The following is a 13465-nucleotide window of genomic DNA, read 5'->3' on the forward strand; positions in this document are numbered from 1 at the left end:
CAAACAAAAAAGCCCGCCCCTTCCGGGACGGGCCTTCAGCCTAATGCGCTGGCGAGGGTCGCCCCCCGCCCGCTCACCTCAAGCCAGGATCTTCGACACCACGCCGGCGCCGACGGTGCGGCCGCCTTCGCGAATGGCGAAGCGCAGCTTCTCTTCCATCGCGATCGGCGCGATCAGCTCGACCTCGAACTTCAGGTTGTCGCCCGGCATCACCATCTCGGTGCCTTCCGGCAGCTTGACGGTCCCGGTCACGTCCGTGGTCCGGAAGTAGAACTGCGGGCGGTAGTTCGCGAAGAACGGCGTGTGGCGGCCGCCCTCTTCCTTGGTCAGGATATAGGCCTCGGCCTCGAACTTGGTGTGCGGCTTCACCGAGCCGGGCTTGCACAGCACCTGGCCACGCTCGACACCGTCACGGTCCACGCCGCGCAGCAGCGCGCCGATGTTGTCGCCCGCCTCGCCGCGGTCCAGCAGCTTGCGGAACATCTCGACGCCCGTGCAGGTCGTCTTCTTGGTGTCGCGGATGCCCACGATCTCAAGCTCGTCGCCCACGTTCACCGCGCCACGCTCGATCCGGCCCGTCACAACCGTGCCACGGCCCGAGATCGAGAACACGTCCTCGATCGGCATCAGGAACGGCTGGTCGATGGCCCGCTCGGGCGTCGGGATGTACTCGTCGACCGCGGCGATCAGGGCGCGGATCGAGTTCTCGCCGATCTCGGGATCGCGGCCCTCCATGGCAGCCAGGGCCGAGCCCTTGATGATCGGGATGTCGTCGCCGGGATAGTCGTAGGACGACAGAAGCTCGCGCACTTCCATCTCGACCAGTTCCAGCAGCTCCTCGTCATCCACCTGGTCGACCTTGTTCAGGTAGACGACCATGTAGGGGATGCCGACCTGGCGGCCCAGCAGGATGTGTTCGCGGGTCTGCGGCATCGGGCCGTCGGCGGCGTTCACCACGAGGATCGCGCCGTCCATCTGCGCCGCGCCGGTGATCATGTTCTTCACGTAGTCGGCGTGGCCGGGGCAGTCGACATGCGCATAGTGGCGCTTGTCCGATTCGTATTCCACGTGCGCCGTCGAGATGGTGATCCCGCGGGCCTTTTCCTCGGGCGCGCCGTCGATCTGGTCGTAGGCCTTGAATTCACCGAAATACTTGGTGATCGCAGCCGTCAGCGTCGTCTTGCCGTGGTCAACGTGACCGATCGTCCCGATGTTGACGTGCGGTTTCGTCCGTTCGAATTTTGCCTTTGCCATCATGGCCTCCTGATCGTCGGGCGGCCGGTCCGGGTCGCGCCTCGCGTAAACATCGCCGCGAGATATAAGCGAGTCGCGGGAAAATCAAGGCGCGGACATGACCCGGCGGTCCGCTGACGGGCCATGCAGGGCGCGGGCCCCGCCGCATCGCGCCGGGCATCGCACAAGCGTCTGACCCGTCAAGATGTTTTGCGCCCGCACGGAACCCGGCCACGGCAGTTAACGTTTCTGGGTCCGAGATCGGCGCACAGGGGGTGTGCCCGACCAGACCCTATCGGAGGACGCAATGTCTCTCATGAAATCCCTTGCCCGCGTCGCTGCGGGCGTCATGCTGGCCAAAGGCGTCGGTTCGATGATGCGCACGGCGCAGCAGGGCCAGCGCACCGCCTCGACCCGGACCACGGGCGGCGGCATCCTGGGCGACCTGATGAACGGCATGGGCGGCGCCCAGGCCCGTGGTGGCGTGGCCGGCGGCGGCCTGGGCGACATCCTGGGCCAGGTGCTTGGCGGGGGCCAGACCCGCAGCGTCGGCACTGGGCGTCCCTATGGCGGGCCGAACTCGACGGGCGCGTCGGGTGGTCTGGGCGGCATCCTGGACCAGCTGACCGGCGGGGGCGCGGCGCGGACGGGCTCGGCTGGTGGCGGACTGGGTGGTCTGCTGGGCGGCCTCGCAGGCGGTGCTGCCGGTGGCGCGGCAGCAGGATCGCTGGGCGGGCTGCTGGGCGGCCTGCTGAACGGGCCGGCGCAGCGCGGCGCGCAGCGCAGCAATGACGCAAGCTTCGGCGAGGTCTTCAACGACGCCCTGTCGCGCCAGGACGAACCCGAGGTCGCGCCGACCGCGGAACAGAACGCCGTCGCGGGCCTGATGCTGCGGGCGATGATCCAAGCGGCCAAGGCCGACGGCAAGATCGACGAGGCCGAGAAAGAGCGCCTGCTGGGCCAACTGGGCGACCTGGACGACGAGGACCGCGCCTTCATCCGCGAACAGATGGCGGCACCGGTGGACGCCCAGGCGCTGGCGCGCGAAGTGCCTAAGGGGCTGGAAACGCAGGTCTACATGATGTCGCTGATGGCGATCGACTTCGACAACCGGACCGAGGCCGAATACCTCAACAGCCTCGCTCAGGCGATGGGGATCGACAAGCAGATGGCGAACCAGATCCATCAGCACGTCGGCGTCCAGAACCTGTACGCCTGAGCCTCAGCCAATAACAGTTGCGCGGGCGGGCATTGATCCCGCCCGCGTGTCGTTCATACTGGCCGCATCATTTCCTTCGAATCTCTTGAGGATAGACCCATGCGCCTGTTGATTGCCGCCGCCACGATTGCCACCGCCGCGCTGCCCTTCGCCGCGGTCGCCGACGATTCGCCGCAGGAAGTCGCGCTGGAATCGCGCAAGGGCTTCTACCAGATGCTCGGCTTCAACATGGGCAAGCTGGCCGGCATGGCCAAGGGCGACATCCCCTATGACGAGGCTGCCGCCGTCGCCGCCGCGACCAACATCAACGCGCTGTCGCGCTATGACGTGACCCAGCACTTCATCGACGGCACCTCGACCGCGGAGCTGGGCGACGAGACCGAAGCCAAGCCCGAGGCGATCAGCGACAAGGCCGGCTTCTCGGCCAAGTTCGCGGATCTGCAGAAGGCCGCCGACGGCATCCCCGAGGCGGTGAAGGGTGGTCAGGACAAGGTTGGCCCGGTCGTCCAGTCGCTGGGCGCCACGTGCAAGGGCTGCCACGACACCTATCGCGCCGAGTGATGGAGCCTGTCCGCACGAAAATCTGGGACCCCCTGCTGAGGGGGTTCCACTGGCTGCTCGCCGCGGCCGTCATCGCCACCTGGCTGCTGGGCAAGTTCGGCCCGGCCAAGATGACGCTGCACTTCTGGCTGGGCTATTTCATCCTCGGGCTGCTGGCGTTCCGGCTGGTCTGGGGGTTCGTCGGCCCCGAGCCGGCGCGGTTTTCGCATTTCCTGCGCGGTCCGGGGGCGATCCGGCGCTATGCCGGGCGGATGTTCGCGCGCGAGCCCAGCTATTGGCCGGGCCACAACCCGCTGGGCGCCCTGTCGGTGATCGCGCTGCTGGCGCTGCTGGCGGCGCAGGCCACCTCGGGGCTGTTCATCGACCCCGATGACTATATCAATGTCGGCCCGCTGGCCGACACGGTCAGTTCGGCGACGCGCAAGTCGATGCGCAGCTGGCACCATACCGGCGCGACCCTGATCCTGATCCTGGTCGTACTGCATGTCGGGGTGATCCTGTTCTATCGCGTCTGGAAGCGCGAAGATCTGGTGCGCCCGATGATCACCGGCTGGAAGATGGTCCGCCGCGACTGACTGGCTGCGACTGACCGGCCGAGACTGAACAACTTGAGACTGAACCGGCCGCGGCAGACCCTCGCCCGGCCGGTCATCGCCCCCCGGTCAGCGCCAGAGCGTCAGCCGAACACCCCCGCCACCTGCGCCAGCAGCACATAGGCCCGGCCCGACCGGGTGTGGATCGCTGCGTCCAGCGCCGCGTCGTCCATGCCGGGGGCGGCACGGGTCAGGGTCCTGTCGTATTGCCGCAGGAAGTGATGGGCGGCGTCGCGAAACACCTCGTCCCCCCGCATCAGCGTCGCGGCCGCATCCAGCGCCTGCGCGTCATTGATGGCGGCCAGCGCGCCGGCGTTCCCGCGCTGTCCGTCCAGGAAGCGCCGCCACGCTCCGGCCGGAGCCGGCGCGGGGTCGAGGTCGTCCATGTAGACGCCGTGCTTGGCCAGCAGGGTGACCACGTCCTGCGCCGCGCGGATGGTGCGCGCGGTTTCGGGATCGGTCAGCGCCGTCCGCATCGCGGCGATGGCCGCGTGATCGTCGGGACCGTCGGGAAAGTTCAGCGCCGCGACGAGGTCGGCGGGCGAGATCTCGACCGGCCGGGGCTGCTCGAAGGGCAGGTCGGTCTGCTGCGCGTCGCGGCGCGGCTCGGCGGCGCGGGGCGCGGGCCGGGCGGCGGCGGCGGGGCGGACGCTGGCCGCCGCGGCGAGGCCGGGCGTCACCGGCAGCGCGGCGGCCGGATCATCGGCGAGCGGGCGCACCGCCTCGAGCCGGGCGCGCAGCGTGACCGCCTCGGCCCGCAGGTCGGCAATGGCGCGGGCCATGCCCACGGCCGTCCAGATCAGCACCGGCGGCAGCAGCACGCCCACGATGGACGCGAGCCGCGCCAGCCCGCCCTGCGGCGTACCGTCGGGGCCGAACAGCCAGAACAGCACCACCAGCAGCAGCCACATCGCCGTCACGGCGACGCCCACCACCGACGCGCGGTCGCGCCGGTCGGTCAGGTCGCGCAGCCGGTCCCGCAAATCATTCATAGCGGATCGACAGGATCTCGTAGGATTTCTGCCCGCCCGGCGTCTGCACCTCGACGCTGTCGCCCTCGTCCTTGCCGATCAGCGCCCGGGCCAGCGGCGAACGCACGTTCAACAGGCCGCGTTCCAGGTCGGCCTCCTGCTCGCCGACCAGCTGAAAGGTCTTTTCGTCGTCGGTATCCTCGTCGACCACGGTAACCTTGGCGCCGAACTTGACGCTGCCCGACAGCTTGGAGGGGTCGATCACCTCGGCGCGCGAGATGATGACCTCCAGCTCCTTGATGCGGCCCTCGACGAAGGACTGCTTTTCGCGGGCGGCGTGGTATTCGGCGTTCTCCGACAGGTCGCCATGCTCGCGCGCCTCGGCGATGGCCCGGATCACGGCGGGACGTTCAATCCCCTTCAGCTCGCGCAGTTCCTCGTCCAGCTGGTCAAAGCCGGCACGGGTCATCGGTATCTTTTCCATCGCGTCCTCTTGCGCAAACGCCCCCGGCCTGTCGGGGCGGGGGCGCGAGTTCGGGCGGCATCGTGACCCAGCCCGCGCCCCGAGGCAAGCCGCGAGCACGGAATGGGCGACGTGTCGCCGCAGGGTTCACCTGTTGCGCGAAAACGGCGCGTCGCGTCATGATTGTTTCGCGCCGAAAACTTGCCTATGTCGAAGCCCGACAGCGATCAGAGCCAGCCCGAGGAGAGCCGCCATGACGACGATCGAACGCGAATCTATGGAATTCGACGTGGTGATCGTGGGCGCAGGGCCGGCCGGCCTGTCCGCCGCGATCCGCCTGAAACAGATCGACCCCGACCTGAACGTGGTGGTGCTGGAAAAGGGCTCCGAGGTCGGCGCCCACATCCTGTCGGGCGCGGTGCTGGACCCTTCGGGGCTGACCGCGCTGATCCCGGACTGGAAGGAAAAGGGCGCCCCCGTCCGCACCGAGGTCCACAGCGACAGCTTCGTCGTGCTGGGCGAGGGCGGGTCGGTCCGCATCCCGAACTGGCCGATGCCGCGGCTGATGTCGAACCACGGCAACTATATCGTGTCGATGGGAAATGTCTGCCGCTGGCTGGCCGAACAGGCCGAGGGGATGGGCGTCGAGATCTTCCCCGGCATGGCCGCCTCCGAGCTGGTGATGGACGGCGACCGCGTGGCCGGCGTCGTCGCCGGCGAGATGGGCAAGAACCCCGACGGCACCCCCGGCCCCGGTTATGAGCCGGGGATGGAACTGCGCGGCAAGTATGTCTTCATCGCCGAGGGCGTGCGCGGCAGCCTCGCCAAGGTGCTGATCGAGAAATACGCCCTGTCCGATGGCCACGAGCCGCAGAAATTCGGCATCGGCATGAAGGAAATCTGGGAAATCGACCCGGCCAAGCACAAGGAAGGCACGGTCATCCACACGATGGGCTGGCCCCTTGGCAAGAACGCCGGCGGCGGGTCCTTCATCTATCACGCCGAGAACAACCAGGTGTTCATCGGCTTCGTCGTCCACCTGAACTACGCCAACCCGTATCTGTATCCCTACGCCGAGTTCCAGCGCTTCAAGCATCACCCGATGGTGGCCGAGCTGCTCGCGGGCGGCAAGCGCGTGGCCTATGGCGCGCGCGCGATCAGCGAGGGCGGCTGGCAGTCGATCCCGAAACTGACCGTGCCGGGGGCGGTGCTGCTGGGTTGTTCGGCGGGGCTGGTGAACGTGCCGCGCATCAAGGGCAACCACAACGCCATGCTGTCGGGCATCGCCGCCGCCGAGGCTGCCGCCGCCGCCATCGCCGCGGGGCGCGAGGGCGACGAACTGACCGACTACGAGGCCGAGGTGCGCTCGGGCCCCATCGCACGCGACCTCAAGAGGGTGCGCAACGTCAAGCCCAGCTGGTCGCGCACCGGCATGATCGGGTCGCTGATGCTGGGCGGCGCGGACATGTGGTTCGCCAACCTCTTCAACCGCAACCTGCTGGGCACCTGGAAGCACGGCAAGACGGATGCCGCCGCCACCGGCAAGGCGGCGAAGTACAAGCCGATCGACTATCCGAAACCGGACGGGAAGCTGTCTTTCGACCGGCTCACCAACGTGGCGTTTTCCTTTACCAACCACGAGGAAAGCCAGCCCTGCCACCTGAAGCTGAAGGATCCGACGATCCCGATCCGGGTGAACCTGCCTGAATATGCCGAACCGGCGCAGCGCTACTGCCCGGCCGGCGTGTATGAGGTGGTCGAGGATGCCAGCGTCCCCGAGGGCGCGCGGTTCGTGATCAACTTCCAGAACTGCGTCCACTGCAAGACCTGCGACATCAAGGACCCGTCCCAGAACATCGTCTGGACGACCCCGCAGGGGGGCGACGGGCCGAACTATCCCAATATGTGAGGCCGTTCACGATTGCGGGGTGGCGTTGCCGCCGGGCGCGGCAGCCGCTAGGGTCCAGCCCGAGAACTCTTGATGCGGGGCCGCAGCCTGCGATGAAGCCTATTCTGATGCTGGCGATTGCCGCCGGACTGACCGGGACCGCCGCCCTGGCGGCGATGGCGCTGAACGACAAGGATCGCGCCGGGCCGGTTCCCGCCCCGCTGGCGCAGGCCGCCCCCACGGCGCCGGGCCGGCAGGCGCAGCTTGCGACCGACATGGACGTCGCGCTGGACACGCGCCCGACCACGGTCGCGCCGATCCCCGGCCGCGCCGGCCCCTATCTGGCCGCCCGGCAGGCCGCGGCAAAGAACGACTTCGTCGCCGCCTCGCGCTATTTCCGCGACGCATTCGGGCATGATGACAGCGACGCCTTCCTGCAGGACGGCGCGCTGGTGTCCATGGTCTCGGCCGGAGAGATGGCGGACGCCGTGGCGCTGGCCCAGCGGCTGGTCGACAAGGGCGACCCGACCGAGCTGGCCGGGCTGGTCACGCGGATCGAGCTGGCCAAGAAGGGCGACTGGGCCGGGGTCCTGGCGATGCTGGACAAGACGCCCTCGCGCCCCGGCGGCCCCGGTCCGCTGCTGGACGGGATGACGCGGGCCTGGGCGCAGATGGGCGCCGGCAAGGCCTCCGAGGCGTTCGCGACGCTGGAAAAGCTGTCCCAGCAGCGGGGCGCGCAGGGGATGGCACAGTTCCAGCTGGCGCTGACCAAGGCCAGCGTCGGCGATTACGAGGCCGCGGCCAAGGGGCTGGAACGGCCCGAGGCGTCCGGGCACCTGCTGGGCATCCTCGCCCGGGCGCAGGTGCTGTCGCAGCTGGAACGCAACGACGAGGCGATCGCCCTGCTGGACGAGGTCGACGCGCTGGAAACCGAGCCGCAGCTGAAGAAGCTGCGCGACCGGCTGGTCGCGGGCGAACGGGTGCCCTTCGACGTGGTCGCGACCCCGGCCGACGGGCTGGCGCAGGTGCTGATCACCTTCGGCGGCGCGCTGATGGGCGGCGAGGATACCGACCCGCTGGCGCTGCTGTATGCGCGGCTGGGCCAGTATCTGTCCCCAGACATGCCCGAGGCGCGGCTGCTGGTCGCGCAACTGCTGCAATCGGCCGGCCAGTTCGACCTGGCCGAACGGGAATTCGACGCGCTGCGCACCCTGGGCGAGATGCGCCCGGCAGCCGAGCTGGCCCGCATCGACACGCTGGCCCGGGCCGACCGCGAGGCCGATGCCGAGGCCGCCGCCCGCAAGCTGACCGACGCCTATCCTCAGCTGGCCAGCGCCTGGGTCGCGCTGGGCGACCTGCTGCGCCAGCAGGACAAGTTCGCCGATGCCGTGCCCGCTTACGACAAGGCACTGGACCTCCTGCAGAAAGAGGACGACCCGCAGGCCAGCTGGTTCGCGCTGTATGCCCGCGGCATCGCGCTGGAACGCACCCGCCAGTTCGACCGCGCCGACGCCGATTTCCAGGCGGCGCTGAAGCTGCAGCCGGAACAGGCGCCGATCCTCAACTATCTCGGCTACAGCTGGGTGGACCGCAACGTGCGGCTGGACGAGGGGCTGGACCTGATCAAGAAGGCCGTCGCGCTGCGCCCGGACGATGGCTACATCCTCGATTCGCTGGCCTGGGCCTATTACCGGCTGGGGCGCTACGCCGAGGCGGTCGAGCCGATGGAAAAGGCCGTGTCGGCGATGTCCGACGACAGCCTGGTGAACGACCACATGGGGGACATCTACTGGATGGTCGGGCGCAAGCGCGAGGCCGAGATCCAGTGGAAGCGGGCGCAGAGCCTCTACAAGCCCGAGGACACCGACACCGACCTGAACCGCATCCGCGCCAAGCTCGAGGTCGGGCTGGACGCGGTGCTGGCGGCGGAAAAGGCCAATGGCGGCAAGCTGCCCTCGGGCTTTGGCCAGCCGGCCGAGACGGCGGCGACGGAACCCGCGGGCGATGCCCCGGCCGCCCCCGCCCCCGGGTCCGAGCCGGTGCCGCCGAAGCCGTGACCGCTCAGGCCGTGACTGGCCCCGCCGTGACTGGCCCGGCCCAGCCGGCGCCGGCCAAGATCAACCTGGCGCTGCATGTGACCGGCCGGCGCGGGGACGGTTATCACCTGCTCGACTCGCTGGTCGTGTTCACCGCCCTGGGCGACCGGGTGACGGTCTCGCCCGGGAAGCTGTCGCTGACCGTGACCGGGCCCTTCGCCGCTGCGGTGCCGCCCGGCGACGACAACCTGTGCCTGCGCGCCGCCCGGGTGGTGGGGGCCGAGGCCGCGATCACGCTGGAGAAGCACCTGCCCCCCGCCTCGGGCATGGGCGGCGGCACCGCGGATGCGGCCGCGGTGCTGCGGGCGCTGGGCCGCACCCCCGACCGCCCCCAGGCGCTGGGCGCCGACCTGCCTGCCTGCCTGCTGTCGCGCCCGCTGCGGATGCAGGGGGTGGGCGAGGTGCTGACGGCGCTCACCCTGCCGCCGCTGCACCTGCTGCTGGTCAACCCGGGCGTCGAGGTGCCGACCCCCGCGGTGTTCGTCGCGCTGGCCCACCGCGACAACCCGGGCCTGCCGCCGTTGCCCGCGGCCCCCGACGCGGCCGCGCTGACCGACTGGCTGCGCAACACCCGCAACGACCTGCAGCCCGCCGCGATCCGCCTGACCCCTGTCATCGCCGACACGCTGGCGGCGCTGGATCGGGCCGGCGCCACCTTCTCCCGCATGTCGGGGTCGGGCGCGACCTGCTTCGGCATCTTCCCCGACGCGGCATCGGCCCGCGCCGCCGAAAGCCGGATTGCCGCCGCGCACCGCGACTGGTGGGTGCGGGCAACCGAAACCATCCCGGGGCTATCCCCCGCGCCCGCGCAGGGCTAGGCTTTCGGCAACGCGAAGCAAGGGGGCCGGACATGCTGCGACTGGGCGTCAACATCGACCATGTGGCGACCGTCAGGAACGCCCGCGGCACGCCGTGGCCCGACCCCCTGCGGGCCGCCCTGCTGGCCGAGGACGCCGGCGCCGACGGCATCACCGCGCATCTGCGCGAGGATCGCCGCCATATCTCGGACGCCGACATCGCCCGGCTGTCCGAGGCGCTGAAGGTCCCCCTGAACCTGGAAATGGCCGCCACGGCAGAAATGCAGGCGATCGCCCTGCGACATCGCCCGCACGCCGTCTGCCTCGTCCCCGAAAAGCGCGAGGAGCGCACCACCGAGGGCGGGCTGGACGTCGCCGGCGACCTTGCCCGGCTGACCGACTACATCGCCCCGCTGCGCGAGGCGGGCAGCCGCGTGTCGCTGTTCATCGGCCACGATCCCCGCCAGATCGAGGCCGCCGCGCAGGCCGGCGCCGCCGTGGTCGAACTGCACACCGGCGCCTATTGCGACCTTGACACCGAGGGACGGCTGGCCGACCGCGACGCCGAACTCGCCGGTCTGGCCGAGGGCGCCAGGCTTGCCGCCTCGCTGGGGCTCGAGGTCCACGCGGGCCACGGCCTGACCTTCGACACGGTGGGGCCGATCGCTGCGATCCCGGAACTCGCCGAGCTGAACATCGGCCATTTCCTGATCGCCGAGTCGATCTTCACTGGGCTTGGCCCGGCGATTGCCGAGATGAGGCGGCGGATGGAGATGGCGCGGGGATGAGCGCCACCCCCGCTCTCGCCGCATGACCATGCTGCGCCGGCTGGCCCGCACCCTGCGCTGGACCGTCGCCGCACTCGGCGGGCTGTGGTCGGTGCTGATGATGCTGCTGATGGCCGGGTCGCTGGCGCTGAGCATCGCCATGGCCGTGGTCCCCGCCGTCTTTGCCGCCGTCTCGGGCGTTGTGGAAACCGTGACCGGCATCCGGTCCCTGCACAGCCGCCAGATCGCTCGGGAAGCCCGGCTGGCGGATAACCTGACCCGCGCCGAGACCCGCGCCGCGACCGAGGCGGCCGAGCGCCGCGCCGTGACCGGCCGCGCCGACAACCTCGCCCGCGCACTCGCCGACAGCCGCGCCGCACAGTCGCGCATGGCGCGCGAGCTGGCCGACAGCCCCGTCACCTATCGCGGCACGCGCATGGCCGCGCGCGAGGCAGTCAAGGACACCGCCACCCGCGTCTCGCACCGCACCGCCGTCGCCACCACCCGCAACGTCGCCAGCATGGCCGGCGAGGCGCTGCCGGTGATCGGCGTCGGCGTCATCGCCGCGGCGACCGCGTGGGAGCTGCGCGACGCCTGCCTGATGATGGGCGAGATGCGGGCGCTGGACGCGGCCTTCAACCCCGACGACCCGGTGACCGACGACGAGATCTGCGGCCTCACGCCCCCCACCCGCGAGGAGTTGTGGCAGATGGTCCGGTCCAGCCCCGGCGCCGCCTGGGACGCCGCGCGCGGGCTGTACGACGGGCTGCCCGACGTCTCGCCGGGCGGCAGCTATGGGCGGATCAGCGGCTGGGCGGGCGGGGTCTATGACTGGGCCTTTGGCGACGCGCCCGAGGCCGCGCCATGATCCTCGGCATCGGCACCGACCTGTGCAACATCGACCGCGTGGCCGGGGTGCTGGACCGCCACGGCGACCGTTTCCGCAAGCGGGTGTTCACGGACACCGAACTTTCCCGCGCCGCCCGCCGCCCGCACGAGGCCGCGACGCTGGCCAAGCGCTGGGCGGCGAAAGAGGCGTGCTCCAAGGCCTTGGGCACCGGGCTTGCGATGGGCATCGCCTGGCGGGACATGGCGGTGAGCAACCTGCGCTCGGGCCAGCCGACGATGGCGCTGACTGGCTGGGCGGCGGAACGGCTGGCGGCGATGACGCCCGCGGGCCACCGGGCGGCGATCCACGTCACCCTGACCGACGACCACCCCTGGGCGCAGGCCTTCGTGGTGATCGAGGCGCTGCCGCTGCCGCCAGCGGGCCTAGGCGGCGCTTGACTTCCCGCCCCGACCCTGCCCTAGAACCCGGCCAGAAGATCGACGAAGGACACGACATGGCGCGCAGCACGGCCAAGGAACAGGGCGGCATCTGGGAAACGGTCAAGACCGTGTTCTGGGCGCTGGTGATCGCGGGCGTCTTTCGCACGCTGTTCTTCCAGCCCTTCTGGATCCCCTCGGGGTCGATGAAGGACACGCTGCTCATCGGCGATTTCCTGTTCGTCAACAAGATGGCCTATGGCTATTCGCGCCACTCCTGCCCGTTCTCGCTGTGCCCGATCCCGGGGCGCATCCTGGAACGTCAGCCCGAACGCGGCGACGTGGTGGTGTTCCGCCACCCGACCCGCGGCGTCGATTTCGTCAAGCGCGTGATCGGCCTGCCGGGCGACACGGTGCAGGTCACCGGCGGGCAGGTGATCCTGAACGGCCAGCCAGTCCCGCAGACCGCGAACGGCGTCTTCACCGAACCCAAGCTGCCGCAGGGGCCGGGCCGCACCCTGCCGCGCTGTTTCAACGAACCCGTGGCCGAGGGCGGCGCCTGCGAAAAGCAGCGCTTTACCGAGACCCTGCCGAACGGCGTCGCCCATGACGTGCTGAACATCGTCGATGGCTGGCCGCTGGACGACACGCCGGTCTTCACGGTGCCGGCGGGCAACTATTTCTTCATGGGCGACAACCGCGACAATTCCGAAGACAGCCGCGTGCCGGCCATCGCCGGGGGGCTGGGCTTCGTGCCCGCGGAATACCTGATCGGCCGCGCCGACCGGGTGATGTTCTCGTCCGCCGGATCGTCGCTGCTGTATTTCTGGACGTGGCGGCCGGACCGCTTCTTCCACGCGGTCAGGTGAAGCTGTCCGCTGATCTTGTGGCGTTCCAGCGCCGGTTGGGGCACGACTTTGCCGACCCGGCGCTGCTGATCCGGGCGCTGACCCACGGCAGCCTCAGCTCGGCCACCCGGCCCGACAATCAGCGGCTCGAGTTCCTGGGCGACCGGGTGCTGGGCCTGACCATCGCCGAGGCGCTGCTGCGCGCCGATCGCGGCGCGACCGAGGGGCAGCTCGCCCCCCGCCTGAACGCGCTGGTGCGAGGTGAGACCTGCGCCGACATCGCCCGCCAGATCGGGTTGGGCGAGGTGCTCAAGCTCGGCCGGTCCGAGATGATGACCGGCGGGCGGCGCAAGGACGCGCTGCTGGGCGACGCGATGGAGGCGGTGATCGCCGCGGTCTATCTGGACGCCGGGTTCGAGCCCGCCCGCGCGATGATCCTGCGGCTGTGGGGCGACCGGATCGCGGGCGCCGAGGCGGCCGCGTTCAACGCCAAGACGGCGCTGCAGGAATGGGCGCAGGCGCAGGGCATGGCTCCGCCGCGCTATCAGATCGCCGAGCGCAGCGGCCCCGACCACGCGCCGCTGTTCCGCATCACCGTCACGCTGGATGACGGCCGCCAGGCCGACGCCAGCGGCACCGGCACCAAGCGCAGCATCGAACAGGCCGCCGCCCAGGCGATGCTGGACCTGATCGGGGAAATCCCGTGATCGCATGCCCGACTTCCACCCGAACCCCGCAGCCAGCGTGAGGGCCAGATGACCGA

14 protein-coding genes are annotated in these 13465 nt (G+C 70.1%); 11 read left to right on the plus strand and 3 right to left on the minus strand.

Annotation, left to right across the window (positions count from 1 at the left end; all coding sequences use genetic code 11):
• Window positions 1-78 precede the first annotated feature (78 nt).
• Window positions 79-1254: an elongation factor Tu gene (gene tuf / locus IC63_RS04835; protein WP_036717373.1), complete on the minus strand. Its 1176-nt coding sequence runs from the start codon at window positions 1252-1254 to the stop codon at window positions 79-81.
• A 295-nt stretch (window positions 1255-1549) separates the two neighbouring features.
• Here tuf and IC63_RS04840 point away from each other — a divergent pair, with 295 nt between their 5' ends.
• The 3 genes from IC63_RS04840 (at window position 1550) to IC63_RS04850 (ending at window position 3588) form a co-directional block, all read left to right on the plus strand.
• Window positions 1550-2452 carry a tellurite resistance TerB family protein gene (locus IC63_RS04840; RefSeq protein WP_332257729.1) on the plus strand — a complete coding sequence of 301 codons (903 nt, stop codon included), beginning with the start codon at window positions 1550-1552 and terminating at the stop codon, window positions 2450-2452.
• Window positions 2453-2551: 99 nt separating this feature from the next.
• A complete protein-coding gene (locus IC63_RS04845; RefSeq protein WP_036717413.1) occupies window positions 2552-3013 on the plus strand; it encodes a c-type cytochrome in 462 nt (153 codons plus the stop codon).
• Entirely contained in the window at window positions 3013-3588 is a 576-nt protein-coding gene (locus tag IC63_RS04850) for a cytochrome b/b6 domain-containing protein (RefSeq protein WP_052041883.1), read from the plus strand. The genes IC63_RS04845 and IC63_RS04850 overlap by 1 nt, the downstream gene beginning before the upstream one ends.
• Window positions 3589-3689: 101 nt before the next feature.
• Here IC63_RS04850 and IC63_RS04855 read toward each other — a convergent pair whose 3' ends face one another.
• Together IC63_RS04855 and greA are read right to left on the minus strand one after the other, a co-directional pair.
• Complete coding sequence (locus tag IC63_RS04855; protein WP_036717449.1) at window positions 3690-4598, minus strand: hypothetical protein; 909 nt, start codon at window positions 4596-4598, stop codon at window positions 3690-3692.
• A complete protein-coding gene (gene greA, locus IC63_RS04860) occupies window positions 4591-5061 on the minus strand; it encodes a transcription elongation factor GreA (RefSeq protein ID WP_036717417.1) in 471 nt (156 codons plus the stop codon). The genes IC63_RS04855 and greA overlap by 8 nt, the downstream gene beginning before the upstream one ends.
• A gap of 232 nt (window positions 5062-5293) precedes the next feature.
• Here greA and IC63_RS04865 point away from each other — a divergent pair, with 232 nt between their 5' ends.
• The 8 genes from IC63_RS04865 (at window position 5294) to rnc (ending at window position 13409) form a co-directional block, all read left to right on the plus strand.
• Window positions 5294-6949 (plus strand): electron transfer flavoprotein-ubiquinone oxidoreductase, encoded by a 1656-nt coding sequence (locus tag IC63_RS04865; protein WP_036717418.1) that lies wholly within the window; start codon window positions 5294-5296, stop codon window positions 6947-6949.
• 92 nt (window positions 6950-7041) lie between these two features.
• Window positions 7042-8985, plus strand: coding sequence for a tetratricopeptide repeat protein (locus IC63_RS04870; protein WP_232222511.1), 1944 nt, complete (start codon window positions 7042-7044; stop codon window positions 8983-8985).
• Window positions 8982-9842 carry a 4-(cytidine 5'-diphospho)-2-C-methyl-D-erythritol kinase gene (locus tag IC63_RS04875; RefSeq protein ID WP_232222512.1) on the plus strand — a complete coding sequence of 287 codons (861 nt, stop codon included), beginning with the start codon at window positions 8982-8984 and terminating at the stop codon, window positions 9840-9842. Before IC63_RS04870 ends, IC63_RS04875 begins: the two co-directional genes overlap by 4 nt.
• Window positions 9843-9874: 32 nt before the next feature.
• The gene (locus IC63_RS04880; RefSeq protein WP_036717420.1) at window positions 9875-10609 is read left to right on the plus strand and encodes a pyridoxine 5'-phosphate synthase; all 735 of its coding nucleotides are present in this window, start codon (window positions 9875-9877) and stop codon (window positions 10607-10609) included.
• A 22-nt stretch (window positions 10610-10631) separates the two neighbouring features.
• Window positions 10632-11456: a hypothetical protein gene (locus tag IC63_RS04885; protein WP_036717422.1), complete on the plus strand. Its 825-nt coding sequence runs from the start codon at window positions 10632-10634 to the stop codon at window positions 11454-11456.
• Entirely contained in the window at window positions 11453-11875 is a 423-nt protein-coding gene (acpS, locus tag IC63_RS04890; protein WP_036717423.1) for a holo-ACP synthase, read from the plus strand. Before IC63_RS04885 ends, acpS begins: the two co-directional genes overlap by 4 nt.
• Window positions 11876-11931: 56 nt before the next feature.
• Window positions 11932-12723 carry a signal peptidase I gene (gene lepB / locus IC63_RS04895; RefSeq protein ID WP_036717425.1) on the plus strand — a complete coding sequence of 264 codons (792 nt, stop codon included), beginning with the start codon at window positions 11932-11934 and terminating at the stop codon, window positions 12721-12723.
• Window positions 12720-13409, plus strand: coding sequence for a ribonuclease III (gene rnc, locus IC63_RS04900; RefSeq protein WP_036717428.1), 690 nt, complete (start codon window positions 12720-12722; stop codon window positions 13407-13409). The genes lepB and rnc overlap by 4 nt, the downstream gene beginning before the upstream one ends.
• Window positions 13410-13465: the final 56 nt, after the last annotated feature.

Source organism: Paracoccus sphaerophysae (assembly GCF_000763805.1).
GTDB lineage: Bacteria > Pseudomonadota > Alphaproteobacteria > Rhodobacterales > Rhodobacteraceae > Paracoccus > Paracoccus sphaerophysae.

Excerpts from the sequence above, each read along its gene's own strand:
- tuf (WP_036717373.1), bottom strand. The coding sequence starts at position 1,254 with ATGGCAAAGGCAAAATTCGAACGGACGAAACCGCACGTCAACATCGGG.
- IC63_RS04840 (WP_332257729.1), top strand. The coding sequence starts at position 1,550 with ATGAAATCCCTTGCCCGCGTCGCTGCGGGCGTCATGCTGGCCAAAGGC.
- IC63_RS04845 (WP_036717413.1), top strand. The coding sequence starts at position 2,552 with ATGCGCCTGTTGATTGCCGCCGCCACGATTGCCACCGCCGCGCTGCCC.
- IC63_RS04850 (WP_052041883.1), top strand. The coding sequence starts at position 3,013 with ATGGAGCCTGTCCGCACGAAAATCTGGGACCCCCTGCTGAGGGGGTTC.
- IC63_RS04855 (WP_036717449.1), bottom strand. The coding sequence starts at position 4,598 with ATGAATGATTTGCGGGACCGGCTGCGCGACCTGACCGACCGGCGCGAC.
- greA (WP_036717417.1), bottom strand. The coding sequence starts at position 5,061 with ATGGAAAAGATACCGATGACCCGTGCCGGCTTTGACCAGCTGGACGAG.
- IC63_RS04865 (WP_036717418.1), top strand. The coding sequence starts at position 5,294 with ATGACGACGATCGAACGCGAATCTATGGAATTCGACGTGGTGATCGTG.
- IC63_RS04870 (WP_232222511.1), top strand. The coding sequence starts at position 7,042 with ATGAAGCCTATTCTGATGCTGGCGATTGCCGCCGGACTGACCGGGACC.
- IC63_RS04880 (WP_036717420.1), top strand. The coding sequence starts at position 9,875 with ATGCTGCGACTGGGCGTCAACATCGACCATGTGGCGACCGTCAGGAAC.
- IC63_RS04885 (WP_036717422.1), top strand. The coding sequence starts at position 10,632 with ATGACCATGCTGCGCCGGCTGGCCCGCACCCTGCGCTGGACCGTCGCC.
- acpS (WP_036717423.1), top strand. The coding sequence starts at position 11,453 with ATGATCCTCGGCATCGGCACCGACCTGTGCAACATCGACCGCGTGGCC.
- lepB (WP_036717425.1), top strand. The coding sequence starts at position 11,932 with ATGGCGCGCAGCACGGCCAAGGAACAGGGCGGCATCTGGGAAACGGTC.